At 58.0% G+C, this 19,174-nt stretch carries 18 protein-coding genes; 8 read left to right on the top strand and 10 right to left on the bottom strand.

What is annotated here, in order from left to right; all coding sequences use genetic code 11:
• The first annotated feature begins 21 nt into the window (after positions 1-21).
• Positions 22-600 carry a YqaA family protein gene (locus RA28_RS16195; RefSeq protein ID WP_039530820.1) on the top strand — a complete coding sequence of 193 codons (579 nt, stop codon included), beginning with the start codon at positions 22-24 and terminating at the stop codon, positions 598-600.
• Positions 597-1,061 (top strand): disulfide bond formation protein B, encoded by a 465-nt coding sequence (locus tag RA28_RS16200; RefSeq protein WP_039530821.1) that lies wholly within the window; start codon positions 597-599, stop codon positions 1,059-1,061. The genes RA28_RS16195 and RA28_RS16200 overlap by 4 nt, the downstream gene beginning before the upstream one ends.
• 6 nt (positions 1,062-1,067) lie before the next feature.
• Here the strand turns inward: RA28_RS16200 and RA28_RS16205 are convergent, their stop codons facing one another.
• Positions 1,068-1,652, bottom strand: a complete 585-nt coding sequence (locus tag RA28_RS16205; protein ID WP_039530824.1) for an HNH endonuclease — start codon at positions 1,650-1,652, stop codon at positions 1,068-1,070.
• 213 nt (positions 1,653-1,865) lie between these two features.
• On the opposite strand from RA28_RS16205, the gene RA28_RS16210 reads away from it, so the two are divergent.
• Together RA28_RS16210 and RA28_RS16215 are read left to right on the top strand one after the other, a co-directional pair.
• Positions 1,866-2,471, top strand: coding sequence for a pseudouridine synthase (locus tag RA28_RS16210; protein ID WP_039531745.1), 606 nt, complete (start codon positions 1,866-1,868; stop codon positions 2,469-2,471).
• A gap of 32 nt (positions 2,472-2,503) precedes the next feature.
• Entirely contained in the window at positions 2,504-2,929 is a 426-nt protein-coding gene (locus RA28_RS16215; protein ID WP_039530826.1) for a VOC family protein, read from the top strand.
• On the opposite strand, the gene RA28_RS16220 is transcribed toward RA28_RS16215, so the two are convergent.
• From RA28_RS16220 to RA28_RS16230, 3 genes are read right to left on the bottom strand one after another with little or no spacing between them, the layout of a single operon-like run.
• Complete coding sequence (locus RA28_RS16220) at positions 2,926-3,414, bottom strand: GNAT family N-acetyltransferase (RefSeq protein WP_039530829.1); 489 nt, start codon at positions 3,412-3,414, stop codon at positions 2,926-2,928. The genes RA28_RS16215 and RA28_RS16220 overlap by 4 nt on opposite strands.
• A 1-nt stretch (position 3,415) precedes the next feature.
• Positions 3,416-4,081, bottom strand: coding sequence for an alpha/beta hydrolase (locus RA28_RS16225; RefSeq protein ID WP_039530832.1), 666 nt, complete (start codon positions 4,079-4,081; stop codon positions 3,416-3,418).
• Positions 4,078-4,710 (bottom strand): DNA-3-methyladenine glycosylase family protein, encoded by a 633-nt coding sequence (locus tag RA28_RS16230; protein WP_039530836.1) that lies wholly within the window; start codon positions 4,708-4,710, stop codon positions 4,078-4,080. Before RA28_RS16230 ends, RA28_RS16225 begins: the two co-directional genes overlap by 4 nt.
• A gap of 97 nt (positions 4,711-4,807) precedes the next feature.
• Between RA28_RS16230 and RA28_RS16235 the strand changes: the two genes are divergently transcribed.
• Positions 4,808-6,034 (top strand): MFS transporter, encoded by a 1,227-nt coding sequence (locus RA28_RS16235; RefSeq protein WP_039530839.1) that lies wholly within the window; start codon positions 4,808-4,810, stop codon positions 6,032-6,034.
• A 5-nt stretch (positions 6,035-6,039) separates the two neighbouring features.
• On the opposite strand, the gene RA28_RS16240 is transcribed toward RA28_RS16235, so the two are convergent.
• Genes RA28_RS16240 through cysS form a run of 3 tightly spaced genes read right to left on the bottom strand, consistent with a single transcriptional unit; the run spans position 6,040 to position 9,901 of the window.
• On the bottom strand, positions 6,040-6,816 hold the full coding sequence (locus tag RA28_RS16240; protein WP_039530842.1) for a squalene/phytoene synthase family protein: 777 nt from the start codon (positions 6,814-6,816) through the stop codon (positions 6,040-6,042).
• A gap of 5 nt (positions 6,817-6,821) precedes the next feature.
• A complete protein-coding gene (gene cimA / locus RA28_RS16245) occupies positions 6,822-8,456 on the bottom strand; it encodes a citramalate synthase (protein ID WP_039530844.1) in 1,635 nt (544 codons plus the stop codon).
• 47 nt (positions 8,457-8,503) lie between these two features.
• Entirely contained in the window at positions 8,504-9,901 is a 1,398-nt protein-coding gene (gene cysS, locus RA28_RS16250) for a cysteine--tRNA ligase (protein ID WP_039530847.1), read from the bottom strand.
• Positions 9,902-10,120: 219 nt separating this feature from the next.
• Here cysS and RA28_RS16255 point away from each other — a divergent pair, with 219 nt between their 5' ends.
• Together RA28_RS16255 and RA28_RS16260 are read left to right on the top strand one after the other, a co-directional pair.
• Complete coding sequence (locus RA28_RS16255) at positions 10,121-10,465, top strand: MmcQ/YjbR family DNA-binding protein (protein ID WP_039530850.1); 345 nt, start codon at positions 10,121-10,123, stop codon at positions 10,463-10,465.
• Between the two features lie 58 nt (positions 10,466-10,523).
• Positions 10,524-11,711: a pyridoxal phosphate-dependent aminotransferase gene (locus RA28_RS16260; RefSeq protein WP_039530853.1), complete on the top strand. Its 1,188-nt coding sequence runs from the start codon at positions 10,524-10,526 to the stop codon at positions 11,709-11,711.
• A gap of 3 nt (positions 11,712-11,714) precedes the next feature.
• Here RA28_RS16260 and RA28_RS16265 read toward each other — a convergent pair whose 3' ends face one another.
• Entirely contained in the window at positions 11,715-12,233 is a 519-nt protein-coding gene (locus tag RA28_RS16265) for an outer membrane protein (RefSeq protein WP_039531747.1), read from the bottom strand.
• A gap of 420 nt (positions 12,234-12,653) precedes the next feature.
• Here RA28_RS16265 and RA28_RS16270 point away from each other — a divergent pair, with 420 nt between their 5' ends.
• Positions 12,654-14,198 (top strand): trimethylamine methyltransferase family protein, encoded by a 1,545-nt coding sequence (locus RA28_RS16270; protein WP_039530855.1) that lies wholly within the window; start codon positions 12,654-12,656, stop codon positions 14,196-14,198.
• 50 nt (positions 14,199-14,248) lie between these two features.
• On the opposite strand, the gene RA28_RS16275 is transcribed toward RA28_RS16270, so the two are convergent.
• Positions 14,249-14,494, bottom strand: coding sequence for a hypothetical protein (locus RA28_RS16275; RefSeq protein WP_039530858.1), 246 nt, complete (start codon positions 14,492-14,494; stop codon positions 14,249-14,251).
• Positions 14,495-15,038: 544 nt separating this feature from the next.
• A complete protein-coding gene (locus RA28_RS16280; RefSeq protein WP_039530862.1) occupies positions 15,039-18,659 on the bottom strand; it encodes a vitamin B12-dependent ribonucleotide reductase in 3,621 nt (1,206 codons plus the stop codon).
• Positions 18,660-19,174 lie beyond the last annotated feature (515 nt).

Genomic DNA, 19,174 nt, shown 5'->3' on the forward strand with positions numbered 1-19,174 from the left:
TGATTTGGAAGACTGCATCCAATGTTGCGATCGCTTTATGACTGGACCATTCGTCTGGCCGAACATCCTCATGCGCTTTGGGCGCTTGCGGTCGTGGCCTTTATCGAAAGCTCGTTCTTTCCGATACCGCCGGACGTTTTGATGATTCCGATGATCCTTGCGCGTCCGTCCCGCGCCTGGCTGATCGCAACGGTTGCCCTGGTTGCCTCGGTGCTGGGCGGATTGCTGGGCTATGCAATCGGCGCGTTCTTTTACGAGAGCATTGGCCAACCCATTCTCGAGTCCATGGGCAAAGCGGACGCGATGGAAGAGTTCAACCATCGTTTCAACGATTTTGGTTTCTGGGCTGTGCTTGCAGCAGGTGTAACACCCTTTCCCTACAAGGTTATCACCATCATGTCCGGGTGGACCGGAATGCCGTTGGGAACGTTTATTGCAACCTCGATTCTTGCCAGAGCGCTGCGCTTTTTTCTTGTCGCTGGCTTGCTTTGGAAGTTCGGGGAACCAATCCGGGACTTTATTGAAAAGCGGCTGGGCTTGATGTTCACGCTGTTCATCATTTTGTTGTTCGGCGGGTTCCTTGCGGTGCGTTACTTATGACGAAGCGAAATCTCTTGATCGTCTTTGCTGCCGGCGGGTCAGCCGCGATGCTGCTGGCGGCGTTTGCGTTTCAACACCTTGGCGGGCTCGCACCCTGCAAGATGTGTATCTGGCAGCGTTACCCGCACGGAATTGCCGCAGTTCTGGGTGTTGTCGCCATCATCCTGCCCGGCATCCGCGTTCTGCCGCTTTTGGGCGCACTGACCGCAGCGATCACCGCCGGGATCGGCGTGTTTCATGCGGGCGTCGAACGTGGCTATTGGGAAGGTCCGTCAACCTGTACATCGGGCGACATCGGCGGTTTGTCACAGCAAGATCTTTTCGATCAGATCATGTCGGCACCGTTGGTAAGGTGCGATGAAATTCCGTGGGAGTTGTTTGGGCTGTCCATGGCGGGCTGGAATGCGTTGGTATCAGCGGGCCTAGTTTTAATTTGGTTGGCTGCCTGGCGGGCGAGCTGAACGCAATTAGGCGTCCAGTTCGGCGTCCCAATACAGAAAATCAATCCAGCTTTCGTGCAAATGGTTTGGTGGAAATTTGCGTCCGATGTTTCGCAAGGCCTCGGCATCCGGTTGGCGGGGTGGTTTGTTCAATGACATACCCGCTTGACGCAACGATTTGGAACCCTTGCGCAAGTTGCAAGGACTGCAAGCCGCAACCACGTTCTGCCAGCTGGTCACACCGCCCGCAGCGCGTGGCACCACATGGTCAAAGGTCAGGTTATCGCGGCTGCCGCAATACTGACATTTGAATTCGTCCCTCAGAAATAAATTAAAGCGCGTGAAGGCCACGCGCTTTCTGGGTTTGACATAGTCTTTCAGAACAACGACCGAGGGTATTCGTATCTCGGTACTCGGGCTTCGGACGACTTCGTCGTATTCGGCCACAATGTCCACCCTGTCCAGCCAGGCCGCTTTGATCGCTTCCTGCCACGGCCACAGGGACAACGGATAGTAGGACAAGGGGCGGTAATCGGCGTTCAAAACCAAAGCCGGATGATGCTTGAGCGCACCTGTTTCCCTGACAAATTCGGTCCTGAAGTCTCCATCCATCTCAGAATCGCTCCTCGCTCTGCTCTGCCCGTTTTTGACATCAGAGCGGGGAACACCCGCCCCGGCCTTATCATGACTATATATCGTGTTAAAACTCTGACAAGCCCTGAGTTTCCACAATATCTCGGTGATTGCTTATGCCGAATCCGTAACAGGTGCATGACAGTTATCCACAGGTTGCAACAGTGTTGCCAGAGGGCTATGGCGGGGATCATGTCCTGGTTCATCCGCTTCAATAAACCCTTCGATGTGCTGCCGCAGTTCACCGATCGCGACAATGCCGACTCGCCGCGCCACACCCTGTCGGACTTCATTGATCTGCCCGGCGTGTATCCCGCAGGTCGCCTGGACCGGGACAGTGAAGGATTGATGTTGTTGACAGACAATGGCCGCCTGCAGGCCCACATCTCGGACCCCAAGCACAAGATGACCAAGACCTATTGGGTTCAGGTCGAAGGCATACCGGATGCGGCGGCACTGAAGGCGCTTCGGGAAGGCGTAGAACTCAAGGACGGCCTGACACGTCCTGCCAAAGCGCGCCGCATTGACGAACCGCTAGACCTCTGGCCGCGCACCCCTCCGATCCGGGTGAGGCAGACAGTGCCGGACAGTTGGATCGAGCTTTCGTTGCGCGAGGGCCGCAATCGTCAGGTGCGCCGTATGACTGCTGCTGTGGGGCATCCCACTTTGCGCCTGATCCGCGCCCGGATCGGAGATTGGTCACTTGCCGGGCTGGATCCCGGTCGGTGGGAAAGCCTGCCGATGCCAGCACTCAGCCCTGCACCCACGCGCAAGCGAGACCGGCGCCCACGACGATGACAGGGTATGGCCCGACCTGATAGACTGGCATCATGAAAGTGACGCCAGACATACCCGCCCCATCCGCCATACTCGAAGCTGCGCTGTATGTTGACGATCTTGACGCGGCTGAGCGGTTTTACGGCGACCTTCTGGGCCTCGTGAGGATTCAGCGGGTTGCAGAGCGTCACGTCTTCTACCGAGTTGGCGCATCGATACTGCTGATTTTCAATGCAGATAAGACCGAAGAACCACCGTCGAACCCTGATTTGCCGGTCCCGCCGCACGGCGCGCGTGGTCCGGGCCATGTCTGTCTGGTTCTGACCCGGCCCGAGATCGACGCGATGCGAAAACACCTGCTGGACTGGAACATCCCGGTCGATGCCGAATTCGACTGGCCAAACGGTGCGCGCTCACTCTATGTCCGCGATCCTTCTGGTAACTCTGTGGAATTCAGCGAAGGGCATCTTTGGGACTAACTCAGGTCCAATCGCTTGGATATCCGGTTTACGGGCGTCCCGTCCCGCAGCGGTATGCCGTAATCTACTGAAAAATCACGAAAGCCCATCTTGTCATAATAGCTTAGACCTTGTGCGTTATCGGCCCGTATGGTCGCGTTGACGCTTTTGAACCCCATCGCACGGGCCATCTTTTCCGTTTCGTGAAACAAGGCCCGACCAGCCCCTTTCAAAACGCGCACCCGGCGCGTGAAGGTTGCGATGTCGGCGCAATCCTCCGGCAGATTTTCGTAGGTGCCCAGCCATTGGAACCCTGCAACCTGACCATCGCTATCCACCGCAACATGGCAACTGACCTTATCGGTCCCTTCAAGATAGCTTTGAATAAACAACGTCTCAGAAAAGGGAATTTCGAATGCCGTCGTGCCGCCGATCTCAATGATCTGATTGAGGATGGCGCAGGCCTCTGGCACATCCTCTCTCATCATTGGACGGACGACGATCATCTTAGAGGCTCAGCTTGTCGCGCATGAAGGCCAAGGCCACGCTCAGACCATCCGGCGCAATGCCGTGGCCGGTGCCTTTCATCACATGGGCGTAGACCTCTTTGAAACCGGCATTCTGCAGCGCCTCTGCCGCTTCGGGCAGTGACTGCGGCGGCACCACATCATCGGCGTCCCCGTGGACGAGCAGGACCGGCATCCGGCTGACAACCTCGTCCGGCAACAGATCGGGCTCCAGCAACCGGCCCGAGAATGCGACGACCCCGGCCACCGGATCCTCGCGACGCGGGGCAACGTGCAGGCTCATCATTGTGCCTTGTGAAAAGCCAAACAAAACAACTTGTTCGGGCAGGACGTCCTCATCCACCATCAATGCATCAAGGAAGGCATTGAAATCCTCAACGGCCATTTCCATGCCTCGCCGCGCCTCTTCTTCAGACGAGCCGTCGATCCAAGGGATCGGGAACCACTGAAACCCGTTTGGCATACCGGGGATCTGCTCTGGCGCGTCGGGCGCGACAAACAGGGTATCCGGCAGATGCTCACCCAGCGGATCGGCCAACCCCAGCAGATCGGCGCCATTGGCACCATAACCGTGCACGAACACTACGACCGAGCGTGTGTCGCCTGAAACCGGCTCTTTCCGGAGCGCGTTCAAAACTCGTGTCATCTGATCCCTTCTCTGTCTTTCGCGACCCGGTAGTAGGCAAACAAGACCCGCGCCGCAACCGAGCGCCAGGGCGACCACGCCTCGGCCATCTGGCGCAGTTCCTTTGGTGTCGGTCTTTTGGGCAGTTCGTATAGAATGCGTGCAGCTTCTTGCAGGGCCAGATCACCGGGTGCAATAACGTCGGCACGGCCCAACGAAAACATCGCATAAATCTCGGCCGTCCAATCACCGATACCGGGCACTTCGGTGAGGGTCGCAATGACCTGTTCGTTCGGAGCGTCCCGCAGCGCCTTATAATTTATGCGTGATTCGGCCAGTGCACGGGCATATCTGATCTTTTGGCGGCTTAGGCCAACAGCGCGCAGATCGTCATCCGAGGCCCAGATGATCTTGCGCGGCCCGGTCAGTTTTGCCGCCTTCAGCCGTTTCCAAATCGCACTTGCCGAGGCGACGCTGACCTGCTGGCTTACGATTGCGCTTAACAGCTCTGCAAACCCATCCGGCTTGCGCCGCAGCGGCAAAGGTCCCGTCTGTTCGATCGCATAGGCCATACGGGGGCAGGATTTGGCCAACCAATCAGCGCCCTCAGCGACACAGTCAGGAGTTTCGATGATGCGTCCGACAGACATGCGCGCTCCGGTTCTTCGAGTCGCGCTCACGTTAGGTTGCTTTACCGCAGATGCAACCCGCTTGTACCACTGGCTTTTCGGGGATAGGCATGAGCCCATGACAATGTCGACGACCACTGCAGACAACAGCCAAGCCAAACGCAATGTTGCCGTATTGGTCGCCGCGCAGGCCATTCTGGGTGCGCAGATGCCGATGATTTTTATCGTCGGTGGGTTGGCAGGGCAGTCTTTGGCAACCAACGCCTGCCTGGCAACGCTTCCCATCTCGCTGATTGTGCTGGGGTCCATGCTGGCCGCAACGCCGGTGTCTGCCATAATGCAACGCTGGGGACGCCGTGCCGGTTTTTTGGTTGGGGCAACCGCAGGCGCATGTGGCGGTATCGTTGGTGCTTACGGCCTCTTTCTGGGATCGTTCCCGGTGTTCCTTTTGGGAAGTCTGCTGACCGGGATCTACATGAGCGCGCACGGGTTCTACCGTTTTGCAGCCGCCGATACCGCATCGGATGATTTTCGCCCCAAGGCAATTTCCTACGTGATGGCTGGCGGCCTTGCAGCAGCAGTAATTGGACCGCAGATCGTCAAGCTCACGTCCACGGCCTATGTCATTCCCTTTTTGGGTACGTATATTGCCGTCATCGCGCTGAACATTTTTGGCGCGGCGTTGTTTTTCTTGCTGGATATTCCGACGCCGGATCGCCCGACGGCAGATGCCCCGAAAGGCCGTACGCGGCTGGAATTGCTCAAAACGCCGCGCATCGCCGTCGCAATCATCTGTGCCATGGTATCGTACGCGCTGATGAACCTCGTCATGACCTCGACGCCGCTTGCCGTTGTGGGTTGCGGCTATACCGCAAATGACGCGGCAGACGTTGTTACAAGCCATGTGCTGGCGATGTATGTTCCAAGTTTTTTCACCGGCCATCTGATTGCCCGGTTTGGTGTCGAAAGAATCGTGGCCATCGGGCTCGCGATCCTGGCTGCCGCCGGGGTTGTTGCACTGCAGGGCGTCGAGCTGGGCAATTTCTTTCTCGCCCTGATCCTGCTTGGGGTCGGCTGGAATTTCGGATTCATCGGTGCCACCAGCATGCTCGCCGCCTCGCACGACCCGCATGAGCGCGGACGCATGCAGGGCCTGAACGACTTGCTGGTATTCGGCGGGGTCACCGTGGCTTCGCTTGCTTCGGGTGGATTGATGAACTGCTCGGGCGGATCACCGGTGGAAGGGTGGACTGCGGTCAACCTCGCCATGATCCCACTGCTGACCCTTGCAGGCGGGGCGTTGCTGTGGCTGGTTCTCAAGCCTTCGGATGCGCGGACGGCCTGACCGGTCTACCATCGACCTGTCGCTGCCACGCGCATAAGCGACAGCCTGCGACGCAGCTCACCCTGCCTCAAAGCTCCGGCTGCAACGTGAAGCGGATTGGCCAAAACGCGTTTCAGAACCCATTCGGCTTGCCACCCGGAATAAAGCGCTGGTCGCGCTGCGTCTGACACCTTGCCCCGGGCAGCGCGTGCCGCATTCAGCCGGTCCAACGCCTTTTGCGCCAACGACCGAACACCGTTTGGCGTGCCGTCCAGCAACGGAATGCGACCGCGCGCCTCAAGATCCGGAATCGCACGCAACCAGTTCGCAATGCCGACGGCATATGCAAAATCTCGTACGACCGTCTCATCTGCAGTTCCCAAGGCGAGTGCTGAAACCGCCATCAGTGTCCCGGTGCTTTGGTTGATATAGGACTCAAAGTGATCCCGGTTCTCAAACGGATCACGGTATATATCCCAACGCCTTACGGCGATATATTCATCCAGCGTTTCAGCAAGGCTGGGAGATAAAACCCGAGACAAAGGCGTGACAACTTCGTGACGGCGCACGGTCGGACCTGTTGCGATCTCGCTCACTGCATCGCGCCACCATTGCAACCGCATTTCAGCGATCATTGGCTCTTGGGTTACCCAAGGAGCGCGCGCCACTTCGGCATTCAGCGCATAAATCGGAAACAGAACCGCCCGCGCCGAGACCGGTGCCGCCATCGCCGCCATGAACCTGTCGGGATCGGCGCGATGCACAAGGGCGGCACAGGCTTTGACGTCGTCGTCAAACTTCACGATTGCTATTCAGCCGCCGCTGACTGTGGATCACAGTCGCGCACCAGCTTCCATTGTATCGCTTCCAACAAAGCCTCGAACGAGGCGTCGACTATGTTTGCACTGACGCCTACGGTGGACCAGCGCCGTCCTTGCCCGTCTTCGCTGTCGATTATGACGCGAGTCACCGCCTCGGTTCCGCCCTGCGTTATTCGCACCTTGAAATCCACCAGATGCATGTCGTCCAAAATCGGGGAATACCGCCCCAGATCCTTGGCCAACGCCCTTGCCAACGCGTTTACCGGACCGCGGTCGCTGCCACTGTCATCCATCGACTCGCTGACCGACAGTTTCTTTTCGCCGTCAACTTTCACCACAACAACCGCCTCGGACAGGCTGACCATCTTGTTGTACTTGTTCTTGCGGCGTTCCACGGTGACTTTGTACCGTTTGACTTCGAAAAACTCGGGCATCTGCGCAAGTTCATCCCGCGCCAACAGCTCAAAACTGGCCTGCGCGGTGTCGTAGGAGTATCCCTCTGCCTCGCGCGCCTTGATCCGTTCGAGGATCCGCCCAAGCGCGGGATCACCTGCTGCGACGGTCAAGCCGGCCTCGGTCAGACGTTTTCTCAGGTTCGACTGACCGGCCTGGTTCGACATCGGTATGATCCGCGCATTGCCGACGCTGGCCGGGTCCACATGCTCGTAAGTCGAAGGGTCCTTAAGGATGGCGCTGGCGTGCAACCCGGCTTTATGCGCAAAAGCGGACGCGCCGACATAGGCTGACTGCTTACTGGGGACCCGGTTCAGAATATCGTCGAGCATCCGGCTGATACGGGTCAACCCGGCCAAAGCATCCGGGCTGACGCCGATCTGATATTTCGACGCGTAGGGTTCTTTCAAAAGCAACGTGGGGATCAACGCCGTCAGGTTCGCGTTGCCACAGCGTTCGCCCAAACCATTCAACGTACCCTGAATTTGCCGCGCACCCGCATCGACGGCGGCCAGGGAACAGGCAACTGCGTTTTCCGTGTCATTGTGCGTGTGAATTCCCAGCCTGTCGCCGGGAATTCCGGCATCAATTACTTCGGACACAATTCGCCCAACCTCGGCAGGAAGTGCGCCACCGTTGGTGTCACACAGAACAACCCACCTGGCACCGGCGTCGAAAGCCGCCCGGCAAACGCGCAGCGCATATTCCGGATTGTCCTTGTATCCGTCAAAGAAATGCTCGGCATCAAACAGGGCCTCGCGCCCCTGCCCGACAATATGCGCGATTGAGGCCCGGACATTTTCAACGTTCTCGTCCAGATCAATGCCCAACGCGTGCACAACGTGATAGTCGTGCGATTTGCCCACCAGGCATACCGCTTGCGTGCCTGCATTCATGACTGCCGCCAGGACATCGTCGTTGTCGGCGGATCGCCCCGAGCGCTTGGTCATGCCGAACGCGGTCAAACAAGCCGACGTCTTTGGCGCCGTCTCGAAAAACGCGCTGTCGGTGGGGTTCGCGCCGGGCCAACCGCCTTCGATATGATCAATACCCAAAGCGTCCAGAGCCTGTGTGATCTGCACTTTCTCAGCGGTTGAAAACTGGACACCCTGAGTTTGCTGCCCGTCCCGCAGCGTCGTATCGTAAAGGTATAGGCGCTCTTTTGTCATGTTCTGGCTCTTTGGCTAGACAGTTGCGTTGGGTGCATTTGCTCTGTTCAGATGCTCTCCAGCTTTGCTGGATCAAAGTCGGTTCCGGCGACCAATTCGACCGAGTCCTTGCTCATCCGCACTTCGAGGCCCGCCGCCAGAAACACCGACTTCAACCGGTCAACTTCCGAAAAGTCCTTGCTGACCATCGCAGCAGCCCGCGCCGAGGCCAGCCTTTCTTCGTACGAAGAAAAGTCGGCTGTCTCGACTTCAGCCCAGGCCCCCAGCTCATCTGACAGCAAACCCAAAACCTGAGCGCTTGCCAGCAATCCCGCGGCATCGCCGTCCGCAGCCAGACGGTGCAGCTCTGTGATGGCACCTGCCGTGTTCATGTCATCTGCCAGCGCATCGATAACGGCGGGTGCCGCGTTGGCGGCGGGCTCGCCCCCCGCTGTCAGCGCCCGCCACTTTCGCAGCGTTGCCTCAGCATCACGTGCCTTTTTCTCGGTCCAGTCCATCGGCTTGCGATAGTGCGTCTGCAAGAACACAAAACGGATCACTTCACCCGGAACGCCCTTTTCCAGAAGGTCATGCACGGTGAAGAAATTGCCCAGAGATTTGGACATCTTTTTGCCCTCGACCTGCAGCATTTCGTTGTGCAGCCAGACCCTTGCAAAGTCGCCCTCGGGATGCGCGCAGCAGCTTTGCGCGATCTCGTTCTCGTGGTGCGGGAACATCAGATCGTTGCCACCACCGTGGATATCAAAGCTATCGCCAAGCAACTCATAGCTCATCGCCGAGCATTCGATGTGCCATCCCGGCCGACCACGTCCCCAAGGGCTGTCCCACCCCGGCAATTCATCGGTCGAAGGCTTCCACAGCACGAAATCCATCGGGTTTTTCTTGTAGGGCGCAACCTCGACCCGCGCGCCAGCGATCATGTCATCGACAGATCGGCCCGAAAGCTTGCCATAGTCCGCTTTCCACGTATCGACGGCAAATAGAACGTGACCTTCGACGGCATATGCATGTCCCTTTTTGATCAAGTCTTCGATCATCGTGATCATCTGCGCGATGTATTGCGTCGCCCGCGGCATTTCATTGGGCTCCAATGCGCCCAACGCGCCCATGTCGTGAAGGTACCAACCGATTGTTTCGTCGGAACGCTCCGCGACCAATTGCTCGAGCGTTCCTTTTGCCCCGGCTTGCTTCCGAGACAATGCGGTCGCGTTGATCTTGTCATCCACGTCGGTGAAATTCCGTGCATAGGTGACGTGATCCGGACCATAGACATGCCGCAGCAGCCGGAACAGGACGTCAAAGACGACCACCGGGCGCGCATTGCCAAGATGAGCACGGTCATAAACCGTCGGGCCACAGACATACATCCGCACGTTCTCGGGGTCGATCGGCACGAAGTCTTCCTTCGTCCGCGTCCGTGTGTTGTGCAGTTTGATCGTGGTCATCAGGCTAAGCTCCTAAAACAGCGTATACGTCTCGCGTTGGCGCGGGCTTAGCAACTTGTCTCAGGGATGAAAACGAAAGAAACCGGCCCGCTTGATAAATCAGCAGGTAATGCAGCAGATAATGATGCAGGTCATCGGGTTCATGGGGGACCAGATAGCACGAGATGCGCGTCGAGCCAAGCCTTGAGTTCAAACGCAACAGGCTGCATCCTTCCGGGCATGAGCCGCGAAATCGTCAACGCCATTTGCGCCGAACTGCCGGGCGCGGACCTGTCCGACCCTTGGGGCGGCGGGCATGACGCGTGGAAAGTAGGCGGTAAGATGTTCGCCTGCATCGGCTCGGTCGGCGATGGCGTATCCGTCAAAACACCGGATATCGAAACCGCGCAAATGTTGATAGATGCGGGTGTTGGGACCAAGGCCCCCTATTTTCACCGCAGTTGGATTCGGCTGCCCTGGGATGTGGACCCCGACGAAATGCGGCATCGCCTTATCGCGTCTTACGATCTTGTACGGTCGTCGCTCACCAAGAAAGCCCAGGCTCAGCTACCGCCACGAACCTGATTGACAATCCTTCGCCGCTCTGTCCCATTTCGCCCAAGACACTGAACGGAGGCGCGCCATGAAACTGTCGCATCGCATCACACATTTGACCGGCGGTGGGCCGGACGGTTGGGACGTTTTTTACCGAGCGCGTCGAATGGTGGCCGAAGGTCACGCGATCACTGAACTGACCATCGGCGAACACGACATTCCTACCGATCCCGAAATCCTTGGCGCAATGGACGCGTCGGCGCGTGGCGGGCATACCGGTTACGCCATGGTGCCAGGAACTGATCTGTTGCGCGATACAGTGGCGGCACGGTTACAAGTCAGAACCGGCGTAAAGACAACCCGCGACAATGTTCTGATCACTCCGGGTGGTCAGTCGGCATTGTTTGCCGCCCATGTCGCTGCGTGTGATCCCGGCGACGTCGGGCTGTACCTTGATCCCTATTACGCCACCTACCCCGGTACCATTCGCGGTGCGGGGGCCATCGCACGCGCGGTTGAAACCCGTGCCGAGGACGCCTTTCAGCCGCGTGCCGACGAGATCGAAGCCGTGTCGGACGGTGCGGTATCCCTGTTGATCAACACACCAAACAATCCAACCGGTGTCGTCTACTCTGCGCAGACACTGCACGCGATATCGGGTGTCTGTCAGCGTCGTGACTTATGGCTCATCTCGGATGAGGTGTACGATACTCAGGTTTGGGAGGGCAGCCATCTGTCCCCGCGCGCCATTCCGGGCATGGCCGAGCGCACGCTGGTCGTTGGTTCGATGTCCAAATCCCACGCGATGACCGGATCGCGCTGTGGTTGGATTGTGGGCCCGACCGAGGCGATCGAACACCTGATCAATCTTGCAACGCATACCACTTACGGTGTGCCCGGGTTCATTCAGGACGCCGCCAGTTTCGCCCTGAATGCCGGGCGGGAATTGGAAGAAAAGATTGCAGCCCCGTTCCGCCGTCGGCGCGAATTGGCGATGCAGGTTCTGAGCGCTCAGCAAACTGTTGGTCTGATCCCGGCCCAGGGCGCGATGTACCTGATGCTGGACATTCGTGCCACGGGACTAAGCGGCGAAGCCTTTGCCAACGCCCTGTTGGATACACATGCAATTGCTGTCATGCCCGGCGAAAGCTTTGGAGGCGCGGCCGCCGGACATATTCGCGTGGCCATGACCATTGATGATGACCGGTTTGCCACTGCCCTGCAAACCGTATGTGATTTTGCGGCTCAATTGGCCGCAAACAAAGGGGCCGCGTGACGATCAAAATCTGAAAGTTGTGCGCAGATTGAAAACGTTGGTCTCGACTGACCCGCTTGATCGCGCCGGGACGTCAAAGTCCTGGCGCAGTGCCTCACCGCTGATCACGAAATTATCGGTCAGCGGGTAAGCCACGCCAATTCCGTAAACAGCCGCCGTGTCGCTGTCGCCCGACGTGTCCGCGCGCGCCGTGCCGACCACAACATAGCCCAAGGCCGGGCCGAAATCGTAACCCCCACGAAGCTTCAGGCGGGATACGCCATCCAGGCTGCCTTCGCCTTGACCTAAATCCAGGTTGAGCCAGTTGTACTCCAACTCGCCGCCCAGTACGAAACTGCCGAAATCGTAGTCATACCCGATATGAGGGCCAAAGGCAGAATCGCTGCCGCCAACACCGTCGGACCCGTCAGCGTCGGCGTAACCGAAACTGAATCCCGCATAGGGCCCTGTCCAATCCTCGGCAAATGCCGGGACAGCGCCAGTCAGCATCAAAGCAGCCAGTATCGCCTTTGTTGGTCTCACGCGGACCTCCGAACAGCTGACGCCGGATCGAACACTGCAGCCAAAGCAACGCGCCGACATGCCCGACAGCCAGAAATTTGAACAACCTGCCTTTACATAACTATGTCTATCTTAACAGATTTCTATCAATACGGGAAAAAACATTTCCTCACGCTGTGTTGTGTCTTTGTCAGCAGATAACCCGAAAAATCCGATAAAATTATGTCGTGACCACGTCGCAAACAGAACAGAATTTGCCACCGAGGTTTGGAAGGTTTAATCAAGGTTAACGAGGGAACCGATGCAAAACGAAGTCTGGAAGATCCAACTGATCAGTCTGACTATCGGCGCTGATCGGGGCCGTGCCGCGCGTGGTCGTCCGGCCTGCGCGTGATTTTGATGCGCAATCAACAACGATTCCCCTGAACCGGACAAACACTCATGAATGAACAAACCCGCACCCCATCTCGCAGCGGAGGGCGCTCGGCCCGCCGTGCCGCACGCGCCTCGGCCCTGCCCGAGCATCTACGCCCCGTCCGCCCCGGAATGGAGGGTGGTGTTCTTAAAGTTCTGACCGACGTTCAGGTCGAACAGATACATCAGGCTGCGCTTACCGCGCTGGAAACCATCGGCCTTGCAGACGCACCGCAAAGCGGCATCGACTATTTGGTTGGTGCGGGCTGCACGCTGGGCGATGACGGGCGCATCCGTTTCCCGCGCGCGTTGGTCGAGGATACGCTGGCCAATGCCAATCGCTCGGTTACCCTCTACAGCCGCGATGGCAAAACCGACCTCGAACTTTCGGGAACGCGGGTTCACTATGGCACCGCTGGTGCCGCCGTCAGCATGGTTGATATCGAGGGCAACGCTTATCGCGATTCGACGGTGCAAGATCTGCATGATGCCGCGCGCATTTGCCAAGAGCTTGATAATATTCACTTTGTTCAGCGTCCGATGGTCTGCCGCGACATCGCTGACAACCTAGAGATGGACTTGAATACGATCTACGCGGCCTGTTCTGGCACCTTCAAACATATCGGCACCTCATTTACCGAACCCAGCCATGTCCCGCCCGCGCTGGAAATGCTCCACATGATTGCCGGTGGCGAGGATAAGTACCGCGAACGTCCGTTTGTGTCGAACTCGAACTGTTTCGTCGTCCCGCCGATGAAATTCGCCACCGAAAGCTGCGAAGTGATGGAACTTTGCATCAAAGGCGGTATGCCGGTTCTGCTGCTGTCGGCCGGAATGGCCGGGGCAACTGCGCCTTCGACAATCGCCGGTGCCATCACGCAGGCGACCGCCGAATGTCTTGCCGGATTGGTTTATGTAAACGCCGTAAGCCTTGGTGCCCCTGCGATTTTTGGCACTTGGCCTTTCGGGTTGGACCTGCGGACAGGTGCCATGTCGATCGGCTCGGGCGAGCAAGCATTGCTGACCGCAGGCTGCGCGCAGATGCACCACTTCTACAACCTGCCGGGCGGGGCCGCGGCAGGCGCGTCCGACTCCAAGCTGCCCGACATGCAGGCCGGGTGGGAGCAGATGTGTTCTAACGTCATGGCCGGCTTGTCCGGGGTCAACATGGTCTATGAGGCGGCGGGAATGCACGCCTCACTGCTCGGCTTCTGCTTTGAAAGCCTGATCCTGGCGGATGACCTGATCGGACAGGCACAGCGATGCGTCAGAGGCATCGAAGTCACGGATGAGACGCTGGCGCTGGATCAGATCGCCGAGGTCTGCATGGGCGGTCCGGGTCACTATCTGGGAACCGATGCCACCCTCAGCCGGATGCAGGCCGACTATGTCTATCCCACATTCGGGGATCGCACCTCTCCGAAGGAATGGGCGGAACTTGGCAAGCCGGATTTGTTGAGCAAGGCCGCAGCCCGAAAAGAAGAGATCCTGTCTTCTCGGCCCGCTGCCAAATTTGATCCCCTATTGGACTCAGAGATCCGGAGCAAGTTCCACATTCACTTACCTGCGTAACATGTTGAAAAAGCGGCCCGTTATCTAACGGGCCGCCTGACTTGTGGCAGTTAGCCGTTGCTGGGCGGCAGCAGACCCGCCTCCTGTGCTACGGCGATTTCATCGGCATCCAATGCACCGTCACCGTTTGCATCCATAGCCGAAAAGCCGTCTGTATCGACTTCGGGCATCACGGCCTGAACTTCTTCGATGGTCAGAACGCCATCGCCATTTGTATCTGCACTGGACTGAGCCAGTGCCAGTGCGGGCAGACCAAAGGCGATTGCGGAAATGACGGCAAGATATTGCGGTTTCATGAGTGTGCCTCCTGAGTGGATTTCTGTGTTTATGTCCGGACACCGCACAGAAACACGCAGTCAGCTTGCCGAGTCACCCTGCCCCGGCCGCAAACAAGAATTCGCGCCATTCTCCGCGTGTTTGTCCGAGTCGCATCTGCAATCAACCGCTGGCTGAAACAGGAAAATGCTGCGTCGGCGGTTCTTTCCCGAAGGGTACAGGCAAATCCGGCAAAGCCTTGCCGGAAACGGCGACTCGGATCCAAGAAAAAGAAAGGGGGCCGAAGCCCCCTGTCAGTTTCGCCTTCCAGGCTCATTTCGTTGACCGCCCGGTGTTTTTTTGCCTGCGGCCTGGACTGCGCATGGGACGAGCGCACCCGCCCCCTGAAAGAGTGGGAGGGAGCTAATATTCCGCCCCACCCTGTTTTCGGCCAACACGGGCATGTCGACCGGGTGGACCAAGGCATCTTTGGTAAGTCTCAGCGCCTTGACCCTGTGTTCGGCGGGACCGGAGATCCGGGGGGAAATCACGGTCCCTGCACCCCGGGTTGTCGGGGCGCTAATTCTAGCTACACCCGCTTGTGGCCCCGCAGGTGTTGCACTTCATGCAGGTGCCGTTGCGCACCAGCGTGTAGTTTCCGCATTCGCCGCAAGGGTCGCCCTCATATCCCTGCATCTTGGCCTTGGTGCGCGCGTCCATGCTGGTCGCAGTGGCGGCTTCAATCGCTGGCGATTGGAACACAGCCGCTGTCTCTGCCATCCCCGTCGTTTCGGCCTGACCACCATTCAGCACCATCAGGTCCTGCGGCAGGCGCTTGCGGAGATACCCGGTCGAGCTGATTTGTTTCAGCACTTCCAACGACTTAGTCGCCGCGCTTTCGCTGATTTCGGACACATTGGGCAATCCGTCTTCCTCACCCCGGCCCAGATCGTCAAAGGTCGCCCCTTCGGGCTTCACATGGGCCAGATCGGTGCGGTCCAGATAGGACACGGCCAATTCGCGGAAGATGTAATCCAGGATTGACGTCGCATTCTTGATCGAGTCGTTGCCCTGCACCATCCCCGCCGGTTCGAACTTGGTGAAGGTAAAGGCATCCACGAACTCTTCCAGCGGCACGCCGTATTGCAGGCCGACCGACACCGCGATGGCAAAGTTGTTCATCATCGCCCGGAAGCCAGCGCCTTCCTTGTGCATGTCGATGAAGATCTCACCCAGCTTGCCGTCTTCGAACTCGCCGGTCCGCAGGTAAACCTTGTGGCCGCCCACGATTGCCTTTTGGGTATAGCCCTTGCGGCGATGCGGCAGTTTCTCGCGATGGCTGCGGATCATTTCCTTGACCACAACCTTTTCGATCACCTTTTCGGCCAGAACGACCGCTTTTTCCTGCGCCGAACCGCTTTCCAGCACTTCCGCCGCTTCGTCGTCATCCTCGACCAGCGCCGCGGCCAGAGGCTGAGACAGTTTCGAGCCGTCACGATAGAGCGCATTGGCCTTCACACCCAGCGACCAGCTGAGTTCATAGGCCTTCTGGCAATCCTCGATGGTCGCGTCGTTCGGCATGTTGATCGTTTTTGAGATCGCGCCCGAGATGAAGCTCTGCGCCGCCGCCATCATAGTGATGTGGCTATCAACCCCCAGGAAACGCTTGCCTTTCTTGCCGCACGGGTTGGCGCAGTCGAAGATCGAATAGTGCTCTTCCTTCAGATGCGGTGCGCCTTCCAGCGTCATTGTTCCGCAAACGTGATCGTTGGCCGCGTCGATATCAGCTTTGGTGAAGCCTAGATGGCGCAGCAGGTCGAAGGTGGGATCATTCAGCTTGGTCGCCGGGATACCCAGCACGCCGGTGCAGAAATCTTCGCCCAGCGTCCACTGATTGAAGACAAACCGGATATCGAACGCGCTTTCCAGCGCAGCATCCACCTTGGCCAGCTCATTTGTGCCAAAGCCATGACCGGCCAGCGAGGTGTGGTTGATCCCCGGCGCGTTGCCTATGGTGCCGTGACCAACTGCGTAGCTGACGATCTCTTCAATTTGAGACGAAGAATAACCCAGCTTTTCCAGCGCAGACGGCACTGACCGGTTGATGATCTTGAAGTAACCGCCACCGGCCAGCTTTTTGAACTTCACCAGCGCAAAGTCTGGTTCAATCCCGGTGGTGTCGCAATCCATCACCAGACCGATGGTGCCGGTTGGTGCAATAACCGTGGCCTGCGCATTGCGGTAGCCGTTTTTCTCGCCGAGGCTCAGCGCTTCGTCCCAAGCCGACATGGCCAGATCGACCAACCGTTTGTCCGGGCAGTTGCCGTGGTCCAGCGGCACCGGCTTCACCGCCAGCTTCTCATACTCTTCGGTCACACCCTGTGCGGCCCGGCGGTGATTACGCATAACGCGCAGCATGTGGTCTGCGTTGCGCTCATAGCCTTTGAAGGCACCCAGTTCACCGGCGATTTCAGCCGAAGTTGCATAAGCCACACCGGTCATGATCGCAGTCAGCGCGCCACAGATCGAACGCCCCTCGTCCGAGTCATAGCTGTAACCCATGTTCATCAACAGACCGCCGATATTGGCGTAACCCAGACCCAAGGTGCGGAAGTCATAGGAAAGCTGCGCGATTTCCTTCGACGGGAATTGCGCCATAGTCACCGAGATTTCCAGCGTCAGGGTCCACAGGCGCGAGGCGTGCATGTAATCCGCCGCCTGGAACTCACCGTCCTTGAGGAAGGTCAGCAGGTTCATCGAGGCAAGGTTACAGGCCGTGTCATCGAGGAACATGTACTCCGAACACGGGTTCGAGCCGCGAATCTCACCATCTTCGGGGCATGTGTGCCATTCGTTTACCGTGTCATGGAACTGAATGCCCGGATCAGCACAGGCCCACGCGGCATGGCCGACTTTTTCCCACAATTCCCGTGCCTTGACGGTCTTGGCGACCTTGCCATCGGTGCGGTTGATCAGTTCCCAATCGGCGTCTTTCTCAACAGCCGTCAGGAAAGCGTTCGTCACGCGGATCGAGTTGTTCGAGTTTTGCCCCGAAACCGAGCTATAGGCTTCCGAATCCCAGTCCGTGTCATAGGTCGGGAATTCGATGCTGTCATGGCCCTGCCTGGCGTAATCCAGCACGCGCTTGATGTAAGTCTCGGGGATCGCGACCTTTTTCGCCTCACGTACCGCTTTTTTCAGGCGGTCGTTTTTGTTGGGGTCATAGGCGTCATCCGCCGTGCCGTCCCATGACCGGATGGCCTCGAAAATGCCGTTCAGCATCTTTTCGTGCATCTTCGATCCGGCGACGATCGAGGCCACCTTCTGCTCTTCCAGCACCTTCCATTCGATGAACTGCTCGATATCGGGGTGATCGGCATCGACAATCACCATCTTTGCTGCTCGACGGGTTGTCCCGCCTGATTTGATCGCGCCAGCGGCGCGGTCGCCGATCTTGAGAAAGCCCATGAGGCCGGAGGATTTGCCGCCACCCGACAGCGCCTCACCTTCGGCACGCAGATGGCTGAAGTTGGTGCCGGTGCCCGAGCCGTACTTAAACAGGCGCGCCTCGCGCACCCACAGATCCATGATGCCGCCTTCGTTCACCAGATCATCGTCGACGGACTGGATGAAGCACGCATGTGGTTGCGGATGTTCATAAGCGGATTTCGATTTGGTCAGCTTGCCAGTCTTATAGTCAACATAGTGATGCCCCTGCGCCGGGCCGTCGATCCCGTAAGCCCAGTGGAGACCCGTGTTGAACCATTGCGGCGAGTTCGGCGCAGCGCGCTGAGTGGCCAGCATATAGCGCATCTCGTCAAAGTAAGCGCGTGCGTCTTCCTCGGTCGAGAAATAGCCGCCTTTCCAGCCCCAGTACGCCCAGGCACCTGCCAGACGATCAAAAACCTGCTTCGACGACGTCTCACCGTCGAATTCAGCGCCTTCCGCCGGAACCGAGCGCCACAGGAATTCTGGAACGTCTTTTTCTTTGACCTTCTTCAGCTTTGACGGGACACCGGCCTTGCGGAAATACTTCTGCGCGATGACATCGCTGGCCACCTGGCTCCATTTCGCTGGAACCTCGATCTCGTCAAGACGAAAAACAATCGTGCCATCGGGGTTACGGATTTCCGAAGTTGCGGACACGAAGTCCAGCTCCGCATAAGCATCCTGCCCCGATTTGGTGAATTTTCTTTCAATTTTCATGTCCGCTGCCCCAGCTTCAATCTGTCCAAATTCTAGTCTCAGGCACAAAATCTTGAGGTGCGGGGTGCCGCCCGCTTTACCCACCCGAGTTCGAACACAGGGAACCCGCCGCTGCCCTTAACAGCGCAAAACCGACAATCCGGTTGCACGTCTTAATGGTTTGTTGTCCGTCCCTTGCCCGGCGCGTTTTCCGGTCATTTCTACCAGATGTAGTGGCGCGTCTCTCGGCCTATACAATCTGACGTATCTTGGCATAGTTGGTCAACGGCCTTTTTCTCAGTTTTTTGGAATCTTTTTTGTTGACCAATCCTTGAAAATCGGCGGGAAACCGCCGTTGAGCGATTCCTGAACCGTCAACGGATGGGCGCCTGACCCGCTTGGGTCATTCCAGGCAATTCGTTTTTTTGTTTCACCCGCAAAAGTTAGCGGAAGATGATCATGCAGAATGGAATTAACGAATAATTCAGAGAATCATCGCCCCGGGTTCCGGTCGCGTGCCATAGTTGAAGACAGTG

Source organism: Ruegeria sp. ANG-S4 (assembly GCF_000814005.1).
GTDB lineage: Bacteria > Pseudomonadota > Alphaproteobacteria > Rhodobacterales > Rhodobacteraceae > Ruegeria.